At 54.3% G+C, this 20411-nt stretch carries 18 protein-coding genes, 1 tRNA gene and 2 pseudogenes; 11 read left to right on the top strand and 10 right to left on the bottom strand.

The window, feature by feature from the left end:
• Positions 1-158: 158 nt before the first annotated feature.
• From VPK24_RS09140 to VPK24_RS09115, 7 genes and pseudogenes are all read left to right on the top strand, one after another.
• A complete protein-coding gene (locus VPK24_RS09140) occupies positions 159-1874 on the top strand; it encodes an ABC1 kinase family protein (RefSeq protein ID WP_393012342.1) in 1716 nt (571 codons plus the stop codon).
• Between the two features lie 2 nt (positions 1875-1876).
• Positions 1877-2455 carry a crossover junction endodeoxyribonuclease RuvC gene (ruvC, locus tag VPK24_RS09135; protein WP_393012340.1) on the top strand — a complete coding sequence of 193 codons (579 nt, stop codon included), beginning with the start codon at positions 1877-1879 and terminating at the stop codon, positions 2453-2455.
• Positions 2456-2542: 87 nt separating this feature from the next.
• Complete coding sequence (tadA, locus tag VPK24_RS09130; protein ID WP_393012338.1) at positions 2543-3133, top strand: tRNA adenosine(34) deaminase TadA; 591 nt, start codon at positions 2543-2545, stop codon at positions 3131-3133.
• 904 nt (positions 3134-4037) lie between these two features.
• Positions 4038-4568, top strand: a complete 531-nt coding sequence (locus VPK24_RS09125) for a Rab family GTPase (protein WP_393012336.1) — start codon at positions 4038-4040, stop codon at positions 4566-4568.
• Positions 4569-4682: 114 nt separating this feature from the next.
• Positions 4683-5576: pseudogene (locus VPK24_RS18840) on the top strand (PAS domain S-box protein); the annotation flags it as partial.
• A 516-nt stretch (positions 5577-6092) separates the two neighbouring features.
• Positions 6093-6758, top strand: a pseudogene (locus VPK24_RS18835) (adenylate/guanylate cyclase domain-containing protein); the annotation flags it as partial.
• A 252-nt stretch (positions 6759-7010) separates the two neighbouring features.
• Positions 7011-7283 (top strand): DUF3143 domain-containing protein, encoded by a 273-nt coding sequence (locus tag VPK24_RS09115; protein WP_393012332.1) that lies wholly within the window; start codon positions 7011-7013, stop codon positions 7281-7283.
• A 180-nt stretch (positions 7284-7463) separates the two neighbouring features.
• On the opposite strand, the gene VPK24_RS09110 is transcribed toward VPK24_RS09115, so the two are convergent.
• The 5 genes from VPK24_RS09110 to VPK24_RS09090 form a co-directional block, all read right to left on the bottom strand.
• Positions 7464-8222, bottom strand: coding sequence for an isoprenyl transferase (locus tag VPK24_RS09110; RefSeq protein WP_393012330.1), 759 nt, complete (start codon positions 8220-8222; stop codon positions 7464-7466).
• A gap of 289 nt (positions 8223-8511) precedes the next feature.
• Positions 8512-9351 (bottom strand): diadenylate cyclase CdaA, encoded by an 840-nt coding sequence (gene cdaA, locus VPK24_RS09105; protein ID WP_393012540.1) that lies wholly within the window; start codon positions 9349-9351, stop codon positions 8512-8514.
• 113 nt (positions 9352-9464) lie between these two features.
• Positions 9465-10895 carry a diaminopimelate decarboxylase gene (gene lysA / locus VPK24_RS09100; RefSeq protein ID WP_393012328.1) on the bottom strand — a complete coding sequence of 477 codons (1431 nt, stop codon included), beginning with the start codon at positions 10893-10895 and terminating at the stop codon, positions 9465-9467.
• Between the two features lie 1052 nt (positions 10896-11947).
• Positions 11948-12021, bottom strand: a tRNA-Pro gene (locus tag VPK24_RS09095).
• Positions 12022-12167: 146 nt separating this feature from the next.
• A complete protein-coding gene (locus tag VPK24_RS09090) occupies positions 12168-12692 on the bottom strand; it encodes a GNAT family N-acetyltransferase (RefSeq protein WP_393012326.1) in 525 nt (174 codons plus the stop codon).
• An 820-nt stretch (positions 12693-13512) separates the two neighbouring features.
• On the opposite strand from VPK24_RS09090, the gene VPK24_RS09085 reads away from it, so the two are divergent.
• From VPK24_RS09085 to hetR, 3 genes are all read left to right on the top strand, one after another.
• The gene (locus tag VPK24_RS09085) at positions 13513-14232 is read left to right on the top strand and encodes a hypothetical protein (RefSeq protein WP_099531879.1); all 720 of its coding nucleotides are present in this window, start codon (positions 13513-13515) and stop codon (positions 14230-14232) included.
• 62 nt (positions 14233-14294) lie between these two features.
• Positions 14295-14510, top strand: a complete 216-nt coding sequence (locus VPK24_RS09080; protein ID WP_393012324.1) for a hypothetical protein — start codon at positions 14295-14297, stop codon at positions 14508-14510.
• Positions 14511-14586: 76 nt separating this feature from the next.
• On the top strand, positions 14587-15522 hold the full coding sequence (hetR, locus tag VPK24_RS09075) for a heterocyst differentiation master regulator HetR (RefSeq protein WP_393012322.1): 936 nt from the start codon (positions 14587-14589) through the stop codon (positions 15520-15522).
• 71 nt (positions 15523-15593) lie between these two features.
• Here the strand turns inward: hetR and VPK24_RS09070 are convergent, their stop codons facing one another.
• Positions 15594-16886 carry a tetratricopeptide repeat protein gene (locus VPK24_RS09070; protein ID WP_393012320.1) on the bottom strand — a complete coding sequence of 431 codons (1293 nt, stop codon included), beginning with the start codon at positions 16884-16886 and terminating at the stop codon, positions 15594-15596.
• Positions 16887-17204: 318 nt separating this feature from the next.
• Between VPK24_RS09070 and VPK24_RS09065 the strand changes: the two genes are divergently transcribed.
• Positions 17205-17903 carry an N-acetylmannosamine-6-phosphate 2-epimerase gene (locus VPK24_RS09065; protein WP_393012318.1) on the top strand — a complete coding sequence of 233 codons (699 nt, stop codon included), beginning with the start codon at positions 17205-17207 and terminating at the stop codon, positions 17901-17903.
• Between the two features lie 252 nt (positions 17904-18155).
• Here the strand turns inward: VPK24_RS09065 and aroF are convergent, their stop codons facing one another.
• From aroF to rpsO, 4 genes are read right to left on the bottom strand one after another with little or no spacing between them, the layout of a single operon-like run.
• The gene (gene aroF, locus VPK24_RS09060; RefSeq protein ID WP_393012316.1) at positions 18156-19220 is read right to left on the bottom strand and encodes a 3-deoxy-7-phosphoheptulonate synthase; all 1065 of its coding nucleotides are present in this window, start codon (positions 19218-19220) and stop codon (positions 18156-18158) included.
• A 51-nt stretch (positions 19221-19271) separates the two neighbouring features.
• Positions 19272-19412 (bottom strand): hypothetical protein, encoded by a 141-nt coding sequence (locus VPK24_RS09055; RefSeq protein WP_393012314.1) that lies wholly within the window; start codon positions 19410-19412, stop codon positions 19272-19274.
• A gap of 60 nt (positions 19413-19472) precedes the next feature.
• Positions 19473-20015 (bottom strand): PAM68 family protein, encoded by a 543-nt coding sequence (locus tag VPK24_RS09050; protein ID WP_393012312.1) that lies wholly within the window; start codon positions 20013-20015, stop codon positions 19473-19475.
• Between the two features lie 15 nt (positions 20016-20030).
• Positions 20031-20300 (bottom strand): 30S ribosomal protein S15, encoded by a 270-nt coding sequence (rpsO, locus tag VPK24_RS09045; protein ID WP_099531875.1) that lies wholly within the window; start codon positions 20298-20300, stop codon positions 20031-20033.
• Between the last annotated feature and the right edge of the window lie 111 nt (positions 20301-20411).

Genomic DNA, 20411 nt, shown 5'->3' with positions numbered 1-20411 from the left:
AGTGCATGAACTGAGATTAGGGCTTGGATTAGGGTTTGCTTGGATTAGGGCTTGCTTGGATTAGGGCTTGCTGGAATTAATTGGCTGGAATTAGTTGGCTGAGACTGGCTTCGCCAAAATCCCCTACACTGAGACTGCTACTTTGCTCGATCGCTCGAATGCTGGTTAAAGCCAAGCCCCAGCCCCTAGCCCCCCGTTGGCAAAAACCCCGATATTCCAGTTGGGAACGGCAGAAGGACGTGACGATCGCAATCGGGCGATTTGTCTCGGCCCTGTGGTGGGATCGTGTTCGCAAACAAAACAGCAGTGAGCAACGCAGTCGCCGGGCCCAGTGGCTAGCCCAAACCCTGGTGAACTTGGGGCCCGCGTTCATCAAAGTGGGACAGGCCCTGTCCACCCGCCCCGATCTGTTGCCGGGGGAATATATCACCGCCCTCAGCCGATTGCAGGATGCCGTGCCGCCCTTCAGCACGGATCTGGCGATCGCCACGATCGAAGCGGAGCTGGGCCAATCTGTTCAAGAACTCTTTGCGGAATTTGAACCGGAGCCGATCGCGGCGGCCAGTTTGGGGCAAGTTCACCGGGCCGTGTTGCCCGGGGGCGATCGGGTCGTGGTCAAAGTTCAGCGCCCGGGTCTGGAGCCGCTGTTTGATCTGGATTTCAAAGTTCTGCGGCGTTTAATTCACTGGAGCGAGCTGCTCTTTCCTTGGACTCAGCAATACGATTTGGAGTCCATCTATCAAGAATTTTTTCGGATTCTCTATCAAGAAATTGACTACGTTCACGAGGCCCACAACGCCGATCACTTTCGACAAAACTTTCAGGAATTTCAAAACGTCCGAGTTCCCAAAATCCATTGGCCCTACACCACTTCCCGCGTGTTGGTGATGGAATATCTACCGGGAATTAAGGTGGATGACTGCGAAGCGCTGGTGTCCTGCGGCATTGACACCAAAAAGCTGAATCAGTTGGGTGTTTGTTGCTACTTAAAACAGCTTTTGCAAGATGGTTTCTTTCAGGCGGATCCCCATCCGGGAAACCTGGCAGTGACCCAAGATGGATCGCTGATTTTCTATGACTTTGGCATGTTTGTGGAAGTGAAATCCCTGGCCAAAGAACAGATGCTGCAAACCCTGTTTGCGGTTCTGAAAAAAGATAGTGAATCGGTGTTGGAATCCCTAATTTCCATGGGATTAATTGAGCCGGTTTCGGATATGCGACCGGTGCGGAAACTACTGCAATTTACCCTGGAACGGTTTGCGGAGCGGCCGGTGGATGTGAATGCATTCACGGAAATGCGCCGGGAAATTGCCACTTTGTTTGAGCAACAACCGTTCCGACTGCCGGCCCAAATGACTTACATTTTGAAGTCGATTACAACGCTGGATGGCATTGCGCGGCGACTGGATCCGGAATATAACCTGATTGCGCTGGCCAAACCCTTTGTGAAGCAGTTTGCGGGCATTGATCCCAATCGATCGCTCGCGGAAGGGCCAGGGGCCAACAAAACCCAAAAATGGCTGGGCTTGGCTAAGTTGGCCCTGGATACGGTGCAAGCGCAACTGAGCAAGCCGAATCCAACGGTGCTGGCAATTCAGCGGCTGGAGCAACGAATTGAACGGGGTGAGCTGGAGCTGCGGGTGCGATCGACGGAAACCGATCGGGCCCTGAAGCGATTGAACCTGTCGATCGAATGTTTGATGTACACCTGCTTGGCGGGCTGTTTGTTAATTAGCGGGGCGGTTTTGGTGACGGGGCCCTTGGCTCACTGGGCGGCCTTTGTGTTTGCGGGGTCGGGAGTGGCGGTGGTGTTGCTGGTGCGGGCGGTGGTGCGGCTGTCGGTGCGCAAGCGGCTCGATCAGTTCATGGAGTAGCTATGGCCGATCGGGAACGGATTCTGGGTCTTGATCCGGGGCTAGCCATTTTAGGATTTGGGGCAATTAGTGTTCCCGCCGTTGGGGATCCGGTTTTTGGGGGTGATGGTTCGTTGGGTTGGCGATCGAGCGATCCGGTGGCGATCGACCCGGTAGCGATCGACCCGGTAGCGATCGAATTAATCGACTTTGGCATCATTGCCACCCCTGCCGGCCAGCCCATTGGCGATCGGTTGGTGACCCTCCACGACGATTTGCACGCGGTCATTGACCAAATTGAGCCGGATCGGGTGGCAATCGAAAAACTCTTTTTTTATCGGATGGGCAACACGATCGCCGTAGCCCAAGCCCGTGGGGTCGTGTTGCTGGTTTTGGCTCAACGGCAACTTCCTTGGGTAGAATTCACACCGGCTCAAATCAAGCAAGCACTCACTGGCTACGGCAACGCCAAGAAGCCCGAAGTGCAAGCCGCCGTGGCCCGGGAGCTGAATTTGACCACCTTGCCCAAGCCGGACGATGCGGCCGATGCGTTGGCCGTGGCGATCGCTGCTTGGGGGGCGGAGGCTGCCAATCGCGGCTAGGGGCCAAGCGGCTCACGGGTAGCGTCAATTGGCTAGAAACCAGTTGGTAGCAGGTTGTTGGAGTTGCGAAGTTGCGGGGCGAGAGCGATGTTGCGAATCAGTCAGGGGCTGGAAACACCACAACTGATCACCTCGGGAAACGCTGCTCGCAAAAGCTGCCAAATCGATCGCGCGCTCCTGGAACCGGAACACCCCCAACATCAACATTGGATGGGTCAAGCCTTGCAATTGGCCGCTGCTGCCGGGGCCACCGGGGATGTGCCCGTGGGGGCGATCGTGGTGGATGGACAAGGCCGGGCGATCGCGCAGGCGGAAAATCGCAAGCAACGGGATGGCGATCCCACGGGTCATGCGGAAATTTTGGCGCTTCAACGGGCCGGGCGATCGCGCCAAAATTGGCATCTGAACGATTGCGTTCTTTACGTCACCCTGGAGCCTTGCCCCATGTGTGCGGGGGCAATTATTAACGCTAGACTTGGGTTGCTTGTTTTTGGGGCGATCGATCCCAAAGCAGGAGCCATTTGTTCTGTGCTCAATTTGCCCGCCAGTGCCGCTTCTAATCACCGATTGCCGGTTATTGGAGGTGTCTTGGGCCAAGACTGTCAACAACAATTACAAGTCTGGTTTCAACAGAAGCGTCCCGATCGATTCTACACCCAGCCTTCGGAGAATATCTGAACAGTATCTCGGAGCACTCGCCAGGCACCAATTGTTGTAGAAGCAAAGAACTAGAGCCTCCTGCCTTTGTTGCTAGGTCAGTTAATATACGAACTTTTAATATGCAAATTCTGACTGTTTTTGACTTTTCAGGTATTTCAACAAATATTATTAAATCATCAATGTTCAAAAAACTCTAAATTGACATTTTAATGAATATTTTAATGAATTAATCATCAATTCAGTAACTAATTTTTCGAATCAATATTTTAAATTCACGCTTGAAAATCATATTCAAAACTGAAACTCTAGTCTAGATATAAAGCGATTGGCAAGTCATATTGTAAATACCGTGAAATAGTTAGCTAACGAGCAATGTTCACTCTCCTAATTATTGAATCCAAAGCCAATTTAAGTCAAATTCAGGAAATCTGATTTGCACCAATTCAGACCAAGCTTTCCTTTGCTAATGAATTCTAAGAAATCTGAGGAACTAATCTTGGATGAACAGATCTGAAATGGCCAGAAAACTGCTATTGAATGATCGTAACCACTTGTGAAGAGATTAAGTGCTTTTAAGAAAATCTTATTCTGAAAATAATAAAATTATTGTTCACTGCTGAAATGACGAAAGTTTGATGATGGCTGCCGCGAATCCCCCAACCTGTGATCAACGATGCAGAGATGATCGACGCATAGTTGATCGATCGCCAGCCATCTCCCCAACCTCTGAGGCATCGGAACTGCCATCGTTTGCAGGCCCCCACCCGATCGTCAACAGTGCCAGACAAAACCTGAGCACCGGCCCCGACAAGCCAAAAACTACAGGCTAAAAACTAAAAGATGCCTGGAATCCTTTCTGGAATCTTTCCTGGAATCCTTCAAGGTATAATTTGACTTCGCTAAGACTTGTGTTGGGGGCAAAATGGCGACTGTTTCTAAGAAAATTTGTCTGGTTGGCGATTTTAGTGTCGGCAAAACTAGTCTAATTCGTAGGTTTGTTGATCGTCAATTTAGTGACCAATATTTGTCAACCGTTGGGGTGAAAATCTCCAAGAAATTAATTGATTCCACTAGCCTTAAGTTACCAGAAGGCGACAAGTTTCAATTAATGGTTTGGGATATTGAAGGACGCACCGATTACAAGCCGATCGATGTGTCCTACCTCCGTGGTGCGAGTGGAATCATTATTGTTTCTGACAGCAGCCGTATGGAAACGGTAGAAAACCTAGACCGTCACCTACAAATGTTTCAGCAAGTTAATCCTAAGGGATCCGTCGTGATTGCCTTTAATAAGGCAGATCTCATTGAACCATCAATGTTGACTAAGGTTATGGGACTGCATAGCTTTGCCCATGAGTCTCAGGTGGTGGCGACCTATGCCACTTCTGCCAAAACGGGTGATAATGTTGACAAGATGTTCCTAGAGCTATCGCAATCGATACTCAATGGGTGACCAAAGGAGAGCTAAAGTCTTCAAAGTCTTCAAAGTCTTCATGGATGCAACAGTTGGCATCCAAAGTGGGTAATTTAAAGTCAACTTTGCTGTTGCTGCGGCCTCTTGAGCAGAATGAAATTATCCTTGCCTCAGCATATCCAATTGATTGTTGTGAACGAAGCCTTCCAGGTGGTTTCGGTTCAGGGCAATGTGGCCCCTCTGATCGATTCAGGATTGCTGGAGATGTTGGTGGAGTCTGCGGAGGCGGGAGCGATCGCCCCGATCGAGTCCCCGACGGATGGGGCTGTGGATCACTCCCCAGGCCACTTGGCACCCACTGCCCCAGGCCTTATCCCTGAGCAACTGGCTGCGCAATTGCTGGGGTTGGAGATTTATGAACTGTTCCCAGAACTTTTTGGGATTGATGAAATTTTGGTGGAGGTGGCAGCGGGCGATCGTGCAGAATTCAACATCAAGGGCATTGGCCGTGTCACCGCCAATGGCTCCCCAATCTATTTTGATATTCATATTACGGCGCACCCCAGCCCAACTGCTGAACACTATTTAATTTTTTTCCTAGAAGATGTAACCGATCGCATGAGCTTGGAACAAGTCTTGGTTCAAGCGACCAACGAAAAACATCTGCTGATTCGGAATTTAGAAGAAACCAAGCAACAGATTGATCAAATTATTTCAGCGATGAGCGAAATGCTGCTTTTGGTTTCAGAAGCGGGGCTAATTCGGATGGTGAACCCGGCCACTCGTCACCTGTTGGGTTACGAAGCTGAGGAGTTAATTGGTCAGCCCATGTCGGCAATTTTGGCGCGCCGAGATGCCCCATCGGCTCCAGAGTCAGGACATCTGTTGGCGGCGGAGGAAGGGGAAGCGGTTTGCCAAACCAAGACCGGCGCAATTTTGGTTATTGCCTTTTCCCGATCGCGCCTCACCAACACCCTAACGGGACAATTGGGGCGTGCAGAAACGGTTCAAGATTTTCTGTATGTGGGGCGCGATGTTACGGAAGAAAAACGTCGCCAACGATATCAATCGGTTCAACATTTAATTACGCGAATTATTTCTGAATCGAATATTGCTACCCAAGCCCTGTCGGCAGTGGTTCGAGCCTTGTGCCAAGAATTCGATTGGCAATTGGGAGAATTTTGGTTAATCGATCGCACGGAAGTTGGCAGCGGAAATCCATCTGCTCATTGCATTGATCACTGGCTTTCTCCCATGTTGGAAATTAGCCATGATTGGAAGCCAGTACGTTGCCTGCGCTTGAATGAAGATCGCAGCTTCCTCTCACAGGTTTGGCAAGCAACGAAAGCTAAATGGCAACAAGATCTCCCGAATCAAGCGGTTCCGGCGGGAACTTTGGAAATTCAAAACCTAAACTTCAAAACGGGGTTTGGATTTCCGATTAAAACCGGCGATCAAGTTTTGGGAATTTTGCTATTTTTCAAACAAGCCTCTCAACTCGTGAGTCCTGATCTGTTGAATCTGGGCGAAAGTTTGGGCAGCCAGTTGGGGCAATATGTGGAACGTCGCAAGGCCGAAGAAGCCCTGTTACTAGAGCAAGAAAAATCTGAACGCTTACTGTTGAACATCCTGCCGGAAACGATCGCCCATTGTCTGAAGCGCAATGCCAGAACGATTGCAGAACAGTTTGCTGCCGTCACCGTCTTGTTTGCGGATATTGTTGGTTTTACGGAAATCGCTTCAAATTTGAGTGCGATCGAGCTGGTGGAATTATTGAATGAAATTTTCTCGGAATTTGATCAGCTCACGGAAATTCATGGCCTAGAGAAAATTAAAACCATTGGCGATTCCTACATGGTGGTAGCAGGTTTGCCCACCCCTCGTGCTGACCATGCTCAGGCGATCGCGAATATGGCCCTGGATATGCAGTTAGTCATGGGTCGGTTTAACGACAGGCAAAAACGTGATTTTCAAATTCGCATCGGGATTCACAGTGGCTCCGTTGTGGCCGGCGTGATTGGCCTGAAGAAATTTATTTATGACCTTTGGGGGGATACGGTCAACACTGCCTCGCGGATGGAATCGCATGGCATTCCAGGGAGAATTCAAACCTCAGCCGCCACCTATGCCCTGCTCAAAAATTCTTACCAATTTGAGCATCGTGGCTTAGTTCACATCAAAGGGAAAGGCGATATGGATACCTATTTCCTGTTGGGTCATATGCCCTAAATAATGATTCGTGATAGTGATTGGTTATGTTGATTAAGTCGATCGGCAACTTGATCAACATAACCCTAGAAATGATGGGTGTTGATAATGCAAGCCGGTAGTGTTGGCTAGCCGCTTCCACCAAATTCCTTTACAATGCAGGGCGGCCCTCAATTGTGATTGAAGCTCCCAAAATCAGAATATTCAATCACTGCTACCGATTGTTGCGATTAACGATCGATTGATTTTCAGTCCCCGATCTCTGCTGTTGTTATGACCCTGCCCTCAGAAGACTCGCCCCTTTATAACCATCCTTTGCCACAAATTGAGACGTGGCTGCTATCCCAAGGTTGCACCCAAGATCGCGAAGCATTGCATTGTTGGCACATCCAAAAGAATGCTTGGCAAGCAAAGCTATATCTAGAAGAAGATCGCCTGACGGTTTACTACTTGGATGCGGATGGATCTGGAGAGTCTACCCAGCGATCGTTTAAATATTCCTTGAGTCGGCGGGATATTGAAGATGCAATTTTCTCAGGGCCCTGAATCAGAGTCCTGCGCTGGAATCTTGATCCGAAGTTTTGCGCGAAAGCCTTGAACGAAATTCTTGAAAATCGCTAGTGAACTTGAGGTTCAACCCGTCATTATTGGGGTGCGATGCTTGGGTGCAAACTTTATTCGCGAACTTTATTTGCGAACTTTGATCGTGAACTTTGATCGTGAACTTTATTTGGTGCGCACTTTGCCGTAGCGTCGATCGCGCTTTTGATAGCTCATGAGGGCTTGATGGAAAGCGGCGCGATCGAACTCTGGCCACAGGGTTTCGGTGACGTAAAGCTCTGCGTAGGCAATTTGCCACAATAAAAAATTGCTGACCCGCATTTCGCCGCTGGTGCGAATGATCAAGTCGGGATCGGTGAGTTCGCGTGTGTAAAGGTGTTGTTCAAAGAGCTGTTCATCAATGGCTTCGATCGCTAGGTCACCATTCTTGACTTGAGCGGCGATCGCTCGACAGGCCTGCAAAATTTCTTGCCGTCCTCCGTAGTTGGTGGCTACGGTGAAATTCAGGGCATTGTTGTGGCGCGTGAGATCTGAAGCATGGGCAATTTCTGCCTGTAAAGAATCGGGCAGCGCATGGATATTGCCCACAAATCGAATGCGCACCAACTCTTCAATTAATTCTTGCAGTTCTCGCCGCAGAACTTTCTCAAAAAGCATCATCAAAAAGTCTACTTCTTCGGCGGGGCGACCCCAATTTTCCGTCGAAAAAGCGTAGACCGTGAGGGCTTGAATGCCCCAATCTTTGCAGCAACGAATTAAGTCTTTAAGGGTATCAACTCCCCGGCGATGGCCCATGATGCGTGGAAGGCCGCGCTGCTTTGCCCAGCGGCCGTTGCCATCCATAATCACAGCAACATGGCGAGGCAACAGCGCTCGATCGAGATCGGCGGGCAATTCACGCGATAGGAGTTGTTTTGCGGTCATATGAATCGACGCAAGATAAAGTCTTCACCACCTTTGCGAATGGAGAACGCAATGGGAGGTGAATTTGAGAGCAGTTGTGCAGGAAGTCTCGTTCAGATTAGCGCGTGCCAACAAAAATTGCTGGCTTGCTCCCCATGAGCATACCCGAACGATCGCAACTCGACGCTCTCACCGGGCGGCCCCACTGGGTATGGGCGTTTTCTGGCGAATCTAGAGGTTGGCTGGGCCGTTTGAATTGAGGGCCGAAATGGGATAGTTGAGGGGTGGAGCTTGCATTGGTCACTGGCATCTATCGCCGCTTGCGCCACAGGCCGGTGAAGGATAACAACTGTCGTCGCAAGTGCCGCAGGGACGTGACTCGCTGTTCCCGATCGCTGGGCGAGGCGAGCTTGGTTTTCAAAATTTCCCGCAGGCGACTGCTGGCGATCGGGCGTTCCAGTTGGCCCCGCTCTGCCACGGAAATCGACCCGGTTTCTTCGGAAACGACGATGCAAAGGCAGTTGGCCATCCGTTCCGTCACGCCCATGGCGGCCCGGTGGCGAGTTCCAAGCTGGCGAGAGGCCTGGCGATCGGACAGGGGCAAAATGGCTCCCGCTGAAGTGACCCGATCACCCTGAATAAAAACCGCTCCGTCGTGCAACAGGGTGGAGGTTTGGAAAATGGTTTGCAGCAACTCTTTTGAGACTTCCGCATCCAAACGCACCCCGGGCACGGAAAAATCGCGCTCATCGATCGTGCCGCTGGTTTCCAAGACCAACAGGGCCCCAGTGCGGTTTTGGGACAGTTCCCGCACCGCGTCTACCAGCTCATCGATCGTGTTGTCGGCACCTGGGGCCGTGTCGGGCGATCGGGACAACAACTCCCCCACTTGGCCCCGGCCCAACTTTTCCAACAAGCGCCGAAACTCTGACTGCAACATAACGGCCATGGCCACGGCCGCCCCAACCGTCAAGTTGCCCAGAAAAAAACTCAAGAGCGACAGCCCCCAACGTTGGGCCACTGCCGCCGCCAACATCAGTACGACGAACCCGCGCACCATCCACAGGGTTCGCCGTTCGCCGACGACGGCCAACAGGGCATACGTCAGGAGCAAAACTAGGCCGATATCGATCGCTTGCAGCAGCAACAGCGGGTCTCGGACAACTCAAGAATCGGTCTACAAAATGGCGCAGGCCCCCAATGCGCAGGCCCCCAATGGACAACCGTTGATGAACCCTGGGGGCAAAACGGGGGGCGGGAGGTCTAGCTCAGCCCTTGCAGACGATCGGGCAGGCGATCAAACCGCAGCAAGTCTTCATCCGTTTCCCGTTCCAGAATCAAATCTGCCTGACCATTGCGCACCAAAACCGCCGCCGGTCGGGGCACGCGGTTATAGTTCGAGGCCATGCTGGCGTTATAGGCCCCCGTGGCCAACACCACCAACACATCCCCCGTTTCCAGGGCCGGCAGTTGAGCATCCCGAATCAGCACATCGCCTGATTCACAATGCTTACCGGCTACGGTAACCGTTTCCGTGCAAGGGGCGCTCATCCGGTTCGCCACCACCGATCGATACAAGGATTGGTACGTGATCGGTCGGGGATTATCGGACATGCCGCCATCCACAGAAACGTAGGTGCGGATGCTGGGAACCGTTTTTTGGCTGCCAACCCGATAGGCCGTGAGGCAAGAAGACCCCACCAGCGATCGACCCGGTTCGCACAGCAACTTGGGCAGGGGCAACCCCGCCCGATCGCAGGCTGTCGTGATCCCTTGGGCGATCGTTTGCACCCACTGCTCAATGCTCGGCGGGTCATCGGATTCCGTATAGCGAATGCCCAAACCACCGCCCACATTCAACTCCGCCACCGGCAGTCCCAACTGCTGGGCCTTAACGAACCACTGCACCAGAGTATCGGTCAAATCGCGGTGGGGTTGCAGCTCAAAGATTTGAGAGCCGATGTGGGCATGTAGTCCAATGCAGTGCAAATGGGGTTGTTGGGCCAAAAACTCCAGCACTTCATCTACTTGGGTTGGATCAAAGCCAAACTTGCTGTCAATGTGGCCCGTGCGGATGTATTCGTGGGTGTGGCATTCAATGCCGGGCGTGATCCGCACCATCACCCGAATTGGCTCCGAGGCGGAGAAGCTGGCCAAGGTGTGCAGGTCAAGCCAGTTGTCGGTAATGATGTTGCAGCCCGATCGCACGGCCAATTCCAGCTCAGCCCGGGATTTGTTGTTGCCATGCAAATAAATCTTGGCGGCCGGCGTGCCCGCTCGCAGGGCCGTAAGGATTTCGCCCGCCGACACCACATCCACACCCAAGCCTTCCGACTGGGCGATCGCGCAGATCGCCAAACAGCTCCAGGCCTTGGAAGCATAGAGCACCTGGGATTCTCCCGCATAAAACTGCGTGAATGAGTCTCGGTATTGGCGACAGGCGGCCCGCAGCCCTTCCTCATCCAGGATGTATAGAGGCGAGCCAAACTGTTCCAGCAGCTCCACCACATCGCAACCGCCCACTTCCAAATGGTCGCGATCGTTCACGCGGGCCGTAAGGGGCATCAACAGTTGGTTGGGCGATGGCTCAGGGCCGGCTTCGGATTGGGGGCGGAGATATTGCAGGCTGGAGGTTTGGGGATCCGTCTGATCAGCGTGATTGGTTTGGGGGCGAGCAGCGGGCGTAGCAACCATCGGTTTGTAGCAGTGCGGGTTGGGTGGTTATGGGGAATTGGCAAACGTTGGCAACCATTGGCAACCACAGAACCGGCGATCTCCATTAGATGCTCTTCCGATGATCCTCTGATGCTCCGATGGGCGATCGATCCAGCGTGACCGATCCAGGGTGATCGGGACACAGCCCGATCGATCACCAACCTACCGACACCGAATCTACCGAGCTGACGAATACGAACATCAATCTAGAGCCGATGATCATGGTTGCCAACGTTGCAAAACTCGCGATCGAGACCAGAGGCAGACCAGCGGCCAACCACAGCACCTGAAGGAGCGATCGCCGTGGATCTAACCATTTCGGCCCCCTGGCCTATCCGGTTAGTTTACTATTGCGCGGCCTGACCTGCGTGGCTCCCCAGGGTCTCAATTGATCGAGTATTGTTGAAATCAACGAGCCGATCGAACCCCCAACACAAGATCCCCACCTCTAATCATGATTTCTTTGGAAACCTATCCCGGCCTCTATCTGTTTCAGTTGCTGTTTGTGCTGTCCTTCACGGGTGTGATGATTTGGCAGGCAATCGAGTCCATCAAAACGATTGATCAATAATCAGAACTGATCACCAGAGTCGATAACCAAAATCAATCAGTCGATCGTTAATCATCATGGGTCAATGGTTTAGGGAATTGATCAAGCAATCCTAAACAGACCGAAGACAAGGGGTTTAGGGCGTGTCGTCAAATTTCCTGAAACCCTGATGACCTCGTTCTTTAAACCAATCAGTCGTAGGGGCGGAGTTTCCCCGCCCGGTTCCCGTGATCCTTGGGTATTCCCAGGGGTGGACAGGGTTGTGGCGATCGCCCGGGTTAGGGTTGGGAGACCCAACCCCTACGGCGATGGAAATGACGACAGGGCCTAAACCCCTTGCCCCGATGATTGGCTTGGAGGTCGTGGCAGATCCGGTTCGATCGATTTTGATTTCGATCAATTTTGATCGAACCCGCAGATTGCGATCGCCAACGGCGGCCCAAGTTCTGACTTGGGTTCGGGCGTTTTTGAAATTGCTGAATCGGGATGACAGGATTTGAACCTGCGGCATCCTGCTCCCAAAGCAGGCGCGCTACCAAGCTGCGCTACATCCCGGTGTCGGTGGCCAACGTTAATGGCTGGCACTGGTGGACTGAACGAGAACAAGCCCGCCCACAGCCACAGACACGGCCATCATATCACAACGCTTTGAATGCTGAGGGAGAACAGACGCAGGGACTCCAACCGCCACCCGCTCAGCCTTAATCTGGATACCAAAACATGCCCTTAATCCCTTCCGGATCGGGCATGAACCCCAGACCTTTGTAGAAATCCACCACGTGGGGATCGGCAAAGAGCGTAATGTTGCTGATGTCTTCGCGGCGTAACTGCTCGATCGTTTGGCGCATCAACGCCTTGCCAAAACCTCGGCCCTGGAAATCTGGATGCACCACCACATCCCACACGGTGGCATTGAAAGCGTGATCCGACGTGGCCCGCGAAAAGCCAATCAGTCGCCGCTTTGCTCCCCGCTGTTCCCACATGGACAGCACCAAGAAGCTGTGTTGAATCGCCTTTTTCACCTTGCGCAGGGGCCGACGGGCCCAGCCCACCGCATCGCAAAGCTCTTCAAGATCGTACAGATCAATATCGCGATCGGTACTAAAAAAAATCCGAATCTCACCCGTTTGCGGATCTCGCTCCAGGGGTTGATAGCCGGGAACCGCCTCGACCGTTGCGGCCGGGCGATCGCCCTGTGTTCCAAATAAGCTCTTCCAAAACCCCATGTGAGCCTACACGATCTGTCTTAACACTTGCCAGCGACCGCCATTACCCGAGACTAATTCGTCACAACGACGATGCAGCCATGGGGCTAATCACTCAACCGGCAAGGGGCGCGATCGCTCTGCACCGTGCGGTGATTACCACGCCATGGTTGGTTGAGGTTGGTTTAGAAAACGCTGCGATTGCGCTCTATTGTGCCATGGGTTGCGCGAAACTTGGATCATTCCCGGCAACTGGCAACCCAAGGCTGAAAAGAAGCCACCGCAACCCCGGATTCAAACCAGAATTCAGGAGCCATTGATGAACCTCAGCGATCGATTCAGCGGTTTCGCCACTGCCCGGCCAGCCCAGCCATCTGCCGGTTTGGTGCTTCTCTGGTTCAAGGGGCGGGGTTGCCCACCGAGCCGCCAATTTCTATGCCAATATAGGTTTTAATGGGGACTATAAGCCAAGTCCCTTGGCCTGCCATCGATTGAGATAATCAGGCCATCTACAAAGCCCTGTTAAAGTCGCGTTGCGGAACCGGCGACTGCGCCGTCACCCTTGCTTGCTCTGAAGTTTGCCTGCTCTGCTGGCTGGCTCTGAAGGGTGCTCCTAGTTGCGATCGCCCACTGTGGTTAGTGCGCGAAAAGCGACCGGTTGGGTTGTGTCAGCCTGTAGAGCGGATGAAGCCAACTTCACCGCCACCACACAGGATGTTTCCCGATTGCGGCATTTGTTAGCAAATTGCGGCAATTGTTAGTGAAACAGTGACGGAATGTCAAGATGGATTCAAAGCGCTATCAGCGGTAAAACACGGTGGCAGGTGCGGTTTCATCCGGTATGAGTTCGGGTCTCAAGCCCTCAACGCTCGACTTGCTCAAGCGCTTCAACCGGGCCTTTCCGCAATTTTACGAGCAGTTTGTCAGCAGTGAAATTCAACTGCAAAATCTGCGCTTGGCCTATCAACTCTACAAAACTCGTCAAGCGGTCATTGAACTGAAGCCGGAAGGGGGCAAAAGCGCACTGCATTTTGCCTATCGCAACCAATCCTTTCTGCTCAGTGACATTTTTGGGGTGCTAGCGGCCTATGGCCTGACGATCCACAGCCTGAGCCTTTACGGGCAAATTCACCCACCAATGCTGGTGTTCATCAAGTTGGTGGTGTCTCGGGGCAGCAAGGCCCTGACGGAGAAGACTTCGGAAAATGTTTGCCGCGCCATTCGCGAAGCTCTGGCTGGCCACTTTGAGGTGGAAGAGATGCTAGCGGTGGAGTTCAACCTGGATGCGGGGTTGGAGCAGGTGGAAACGGAGTTCTATGTGGATCCGGTATTCCATTTGCCTGCTCTGTTGATTGAGGCGGATAACCAGCCGGGGTTGTTCTACAAGGTGATGTATGCCATCTGGCAAGAGGATTTGCTGGTGGTGAATGCCAATTTGCTGGTGTGGCGGGGACGAACAAGGCTGATTTTGTATCTACTGGGCCCCAATGAGAGCTTGATTCCGGAATATCTGGGTCAACGAATTGCGGAAGGGGTTCGTCAACGTCTGATGGGGTGCTAAGTTGGAAGCCCAAGGGGAATCACCCATCCGGGTATTTCCCCCCCAATCTCTGACGATCGCCCTTGGCCGTCTCAGAGTACCAATGGCACAATGGGGCGATTATTAGAAACTTCCTTGCTGAAGGGGAAATGGGGGCGTTAAGGCGGCGCTGGCGGTTGACTGTCCCGGTTTTTTGGGCCGGTGGGTCTACGCAGGTTGCTTTAAGGTCAGTCGATCGGGTGGCGTTTTTGGCGCGATCGCGATCGGTCATTCGGTTATTGTTCCGCGCTTGCCCATGAAAGCGCTCCCGTGAAAGTTCTATTGAAGCTGGTCTGATATTGAGGGTTAGCTGTTTTGGGTTCAGGATCTCACCGCGTGCTGGAAGAGTCGCAACTGAGCGATCGCGATCTCATTGAGCGCATTAGCGCCGGAGCGATGGATCGCATCCTGTTGTTTTTGGCCTTTAGTGCCATGCGAACCGGTGGCCACCGCCACGGGGCATTTTTGGATGCGGCGGCTACGGCGGCAAAATGCGCCATTTACCTGACCTATTTGGAGCAGGGGCAAAACCTACGCCATACGGGCTACTTGCACCACATTGAGCCAAAGCGGGTGAAGGCGATTGTGGAGGAGGTGCGCGAGGCCTTGACGGAAGGCAAGCTGCTGCGGATGTTGGGATCCCAGGAGCCGCGCTACCTGATTCAGTTACCGGCGGTTTGGATGGAGCGGTTTCCCTGGAAGCCGGGTCAGCCACGGATTCCAGGGACGAGCCTAACCGGCGAAGAAAAGCATTATTTGGAACGGAAACTGCCGGATCAGTTGCCTGATGCTCAGGTTCTGAACTCGTTCCAGTTCATGGAGCTAATTGAGTTTTTGCATCGCCGATCGCAGGAGCCATTCCCGATCGAGCAGCAAATGCCCCTGAGCGAAGCCCTGACGGAACATATCAAGCGGCGATTGTTGCATTCGGGAACGGTGTCGCGGCTGGATTCGCCTTGGGGAATGCCGTTCTATGCCTTGGTGCGAGCTTCCTACTGGACTCCGAAGGATTCCGAGGCCCGAAGCTACACGGCGGTGGAGGACACGGCGACCTATTTCCGATTGCTGCGGGAATGGGCGGCGAATCCGGAGAAACAACAGGCCATGCGGGCGATCGAGGAGTTGGATATTGCGCCCGATCGCCTGGGGGAAGCGATGGCGGATTTAGATCGGGTGCTGCGGGAATGGGCCGATCGACACCATACGGAAGGTGGCCAGCCGATCGTGGTGCAACTGGCAGCGGGCGATCGGATTGATCACCTGGATCCCTAGGAATCTATCCCTGAGCGATCGGTTCCTGAAGAACAGGCCCCTGACCATCGGCCATTAGGCAATACGGATCGTCAGGGGACGGATGATCCTTTCAGGGGCTTAATTCGGCCATTGGCATCGGGCTTGACCGGTTCAAATAGTTGGTGGGCGGTGGCGAAGGAGCCGTAGCGATCGGGGTTGGCCGTAATTGCCGCTTGCAAACAACTGGCGGCGCGATCGAGAGCTGTTTGTCGTTCCCAGTCACTGCAATCCGATCGCTGGGTTTGTAGCAGGTAGCAACAGGCTTGGCAAAATTGCAACTCCGGTAACGATAGGCCGCGTTCGGCTGCCTTCAAGTAGCTCATCAGGGCCGCTTCCGGTTGCCGCAGCCGGAGCTGTGCCAGGCCGCGGTTATACCAAGGGGTGGGCTTGGTGGGATCGCGCTTGATGGTTTCGTCGTAGCTTTTGATGGCCGCTTGTAATTGCCCGATCGCGAAGAGGGCATTGCCCCGATCGTACCAAGCATTAGGTTGTTCAGGGTTCAGGGTCAGGGAGAGGTCATAGCTGGCGATCGCCTCCCGAATGCGCCCCAACTGTCGCATCAGGCGGCCGCGATAGTACCAAGTATCCGCATCGGCCGCGTCAAAGGTAAGGGCTTTTTGGTAGCTTTCGAGGGCCCCTTCCAAATCACCGACCCAACGCAGGGAAATCGCGCGATTATGCCAAATGTTGTGGTCACCATCCCGCAAACTGAGGGCTTTGTCATAGCTGGCAATGGCTTCATCGTGGCGCTTGAGATTGTCTAGGACGATCCCACGCTGATACCAGGTGGCGGCGCTGGCTGGTTCCAACTCCAGGGATCGCTCATAGCAGGTGAGCGCCTCGCTGTCCCGATTGAGTTTGCGTAAAACCACGCCGCGATTGTGCCAGGCTCGGGGACAGGTGGGATCCAGCTCGATCGACCGACTATAGTTATGGGCGGCCGCTTCCCAATGGCCCAGCCGGAAGTGGGTTACGCCCAAATTATTCCAAAGACGATGATCCAGTGGTGCAAAGTTCAGCGCCTTCTGATAACTGGCTAAGGCTCCCTCCAATTGCCCAGCACCATCAAGGGCCGTGCCCCGGTTATACCAATAGTGGGGATTTTGCGGCTCCAGCACCAGCGCCCGATCGTAATAGGTGATGGCATCCTGGAGGCAGCCGGTGCGAGCCAGAGCATTGCCGCAGTCATTCCACAGGGCACTGCAATTGGGAGCGAGGCTAATCGCCTGGCCAAACAGCTCGATCGCCTCTGTCCATTGCCCCGATCGACAAAGCCCTAAGGCCAAGGTGTAGGATTCCAGGGCAGCAGGCTGGAGAGCAGTGGTGGCATCGGGGGAATTCACAGGATTGTTTCCATCCCAAAAGCGCGTTGAGGGCAGCTTGGAGCAGTGGGGAGCGTGGCTAACCCCCGTAGGCTGGCTAAGGTATTCTGTGGCCCTTGAAGGCGAGCCAAACAGAAAATTAGCTCCATTCTACGTGGGCATTTTACGTGGGATCTCGGAGGGGCGCTTGTTCGTGCAACGGAATTTCACAGCCACCACCCCTAGATGGGGGTAGGTTGCCCCGGGGCCGGTGCGCCCAGCAACCGAAGATTTCGGTTCGAGACAGCCGGCCAGTTCAGCCGGCCGGTTCATCTACTGTTTCATCTATCGATAACGTTCATGTTAGGGGTTGAGCCGGTGATAACACAATTGCGTGGTGGTTTGGTCGTGTCTTGCCAGGCCCCGATCGATTCCCCCCTGCGGGATCCTCAGATCATTGCCACCATGGCCCAAGCGGCTGTGTTGCGGGGGGCGGTGGGTATCCGTTTAGACAGTCCCGAGCATGTGATGGCAACCCGATCGCGCTTGGGGGCCGATGTACCAATTATTGGCCTTTGGAAGCAGGTGCTACCCGGCTCCTCGGTTTACATCACGCCACGCTTTGCCGATGCCGCCGCGATCGCCGCCGCCGGAGCCGACATCATCGCCATTGATGCCACCCTGCGATCGCGTCCTGAAGGGGACACCGCCGCCCAACTGATCGATCGCATCCATCAGGAATTGGGGAAACCAGTAATGGCCGACGTTGACACCTGGGAAGCGGCCGAAGCCGCCGCCCAAGCGGGAGCTGACTTGGTGGGCACAACGCTGTATGGCTACACGGAAGCGACCCAAGACCAGACCCCGCCGGGATGGGATCTGTTAACGCAAATGGTCACGCGCTTGACAGTGCCTTGCATTTGTGAAGGGGGCATTGCCTCGCCGGCCATGGCCCGGGCTGCGATCGATCGGGGAGCCTTTGCCGTGGTTGTGGGAACTGCCATCACGGGGATCGATCTGCAAGTGCAAGCCTATCAACGGGCGATCGCCCTGGAATAGTCTGAACAACTTACATGGGGTGGTCTGGGCTGGATTGTTGCGATCGCCTCCGAAATTCACGGCGGGATCTCGGTTCCAGCCGCTTGCGGATCCCCAAGATTCCATCCCTAAGAGGAATGGGGCGATCGAACAGATCGCCCCATCACTTCACAACTAGATTTCAAGCAAAGGGTTCATCACACCCGATTCAACGGAATTGAACCCGATCGGGCTGGACTCGGTTGAACCGACTCATCACATGGCAACGGTTAACTACACCAACGCAGGCACAGCCGCCGGAGTGGGCCACCGCTTCAGGGCCCGACCAAATTCCGCCAACTCCGCCATCAACGCATCGAACTGATCCGGAGTCAGGGATTGGGGCCCATCCGACAGGGCCTTCTTCGGATTCGGGTGAACTTCAATCATCAGCGAATCACAGCCCACGGCCATCGATCCCTTGGCCATCGTGGGTACGAAGTGGGCCCAGCCCGTGCCGTGGCTAGGATCCACCATAATCGGCAAGTGGGTGAGGCGACGCAGCACCGGCACAGCAGCCAGATCCAAATGGTTGCGGGTGTATTGGCGATCGAACGTGCGAATGCCGCGCTCGCAGAGGATCACATTCGGGTTGCCCGCCGCCATGATGTATTCTGCCGCCATCAACCATTCCTCGATCGTGGCAGACATCCCCCGCTTCAGCAGCACCGGCTTATCTTGGGCCCCAATCTGCTTCAGCAGCGAGAAATTCTGCATATTGCGGGCCCCCACTTGCAGCACATCCGCCACTTCGTAGATCTTTTCGATGTCGGCCGTGTCCATCACCTCCGTGATGATCCCCAATCCGGACGCATCCCGAGCCGCCGCCAACAGTTCCAAGGCACTTTCACCATGGCCCTGGAACGCATAGGGCGAAGTCCGAGGCTTGAAGGCCCCACCCCGCAGGAATTGGGCCCCGGCTGCCTTGACTCGCAGGGCCGTTTCCACAATCATTTCCTCGTTTTCCACGGAGCAAGGGCCCGCCACCACCGCGATCGGGTGATTTTCGCCAATGGTTACCGGGCCGTTGGGAGTAGGAATCGTAACCTCGCTGGCTTCCCCGTGGCGATATTCCCGGCTGGCCCGCTTGAACGGCTGTTCCACCCGCAGCACCTGTTCAATCCAGGGGCTAATTTCTTCCATCCGTTCGGGATCCATGCTGGCCGTGTCGCCCACCAGACCCAGCACCACTTTATGTTTCCCGACGATTTTTTCAGGATCCAAGCCCCAGCTCTTGAACTCGTCCGCAACGCGATCGATCTCTTCAGCGGGTGCGCCCGCACGCATCACAATGATCATGATTGAAGCCTCTGTTGATGGGATTTTGAGCGTTTTAGGAGTGTAGCCAGGCTAGCTGGCAGACCAAAGCCGCGATCGAAACGCCGCCAGGCCCCCCACGCGCTTGCCCAAGCCCCGCCGTCGAACTGATAACACCACCTGCGTTCCTGACACCCTTGCCCCCGCTAACCCGTCACGGATTGGATCCCACATCCCTAAAGCGCGCGGAGCCGCCAGGTATCCTGGCAGCCCCGTTCGTCCTCTCTAGTGTAATTAAGATTTTTCTTTGTTTCGGGCTGACTGGGCTGCTCGCCAACCTTCAACCATGCGGCCAAAGTTCACCCGAAACTCCCCGATTCCCCACAAGCTGCCTGGCGCTGTTTCATCCCATGACGAAGACAACACCCCATAGCTCAGTCCCAACACCCCCAGCACCAGGAATCCCAAACTGGACGAAAAAACCAGCACATTGGGTAAATGGACTTCTGTTTGCGTGTTGACAAAGTAGGCCCCGATGAAGCTGGCAAAGCTCAAGACCGTCGGGACACCACAAAACACCACCATCCGTTTGGCCATGCGCTTACTCACCGAATCGGGAATTGCCATTTCCGATCGCGTGTAGACCCGTTTGGGAGCGGAGTCCGGCTGGGTGGTTTTGGCTGGCTTGGCTTTGGTGGAGGGAGGCAGCGGGTTCAGCTTGCGCGGAGCCGGTGTCGTCGCAGGGGTTGGCTCAGATTCAGCCTTGGCCTTGCGGCGTTTTCCCGGTTCAAAGGGCAAGCGATCGCGCGGCGATGGAGAGGGAGGCTCGCCTGACACGATGGATAGCGCTCCCTAACCGCGAATGCCGAGTTTCTTGATCAGCGCTTGGTAACGCTCACGATCCTGCTTCAGGATGTAAGCCAGCAGGCGCTTACGGCGACCAATGATTTGCAGCAGACCACGACGAGAGGCGTGATCTTTCTTGTTCTTTTTCAGGTGTTCGCTGAGTTGCTCGACGCGCGCCGTCAACAACGCCACTTGCACATCCGCCGAGCCGGTATCGGTGCCGTGGGTTTGGAAGTCATTGATGACGGTTTGTTTGCGCTCTTGTTGCAGGGGCATGACGAATTTGCTTGGGTGTTGCTAAGTACAGACAGCAGCTCTCTAGAATATCACGCTCAGACCGGAGTGCAAGGGGACGATCGCTCGATTGCGATCGCCCCCGGGTTCACA

The organism is Limnothrix redekei LRLZ20PSL1, from assembly GCF_043235035.1.
Classification (GTDB): domain Bacteria; phylum Cyanobacteriota; class Cyanobacteriia; order CACIAM-69d; family CACIAM-69d; genus CACIAM-69d.
Note: the sequence above shows the minus strand (reverse complement) of the source record. Positions and strands in the feature narration are given on the sequence as shown.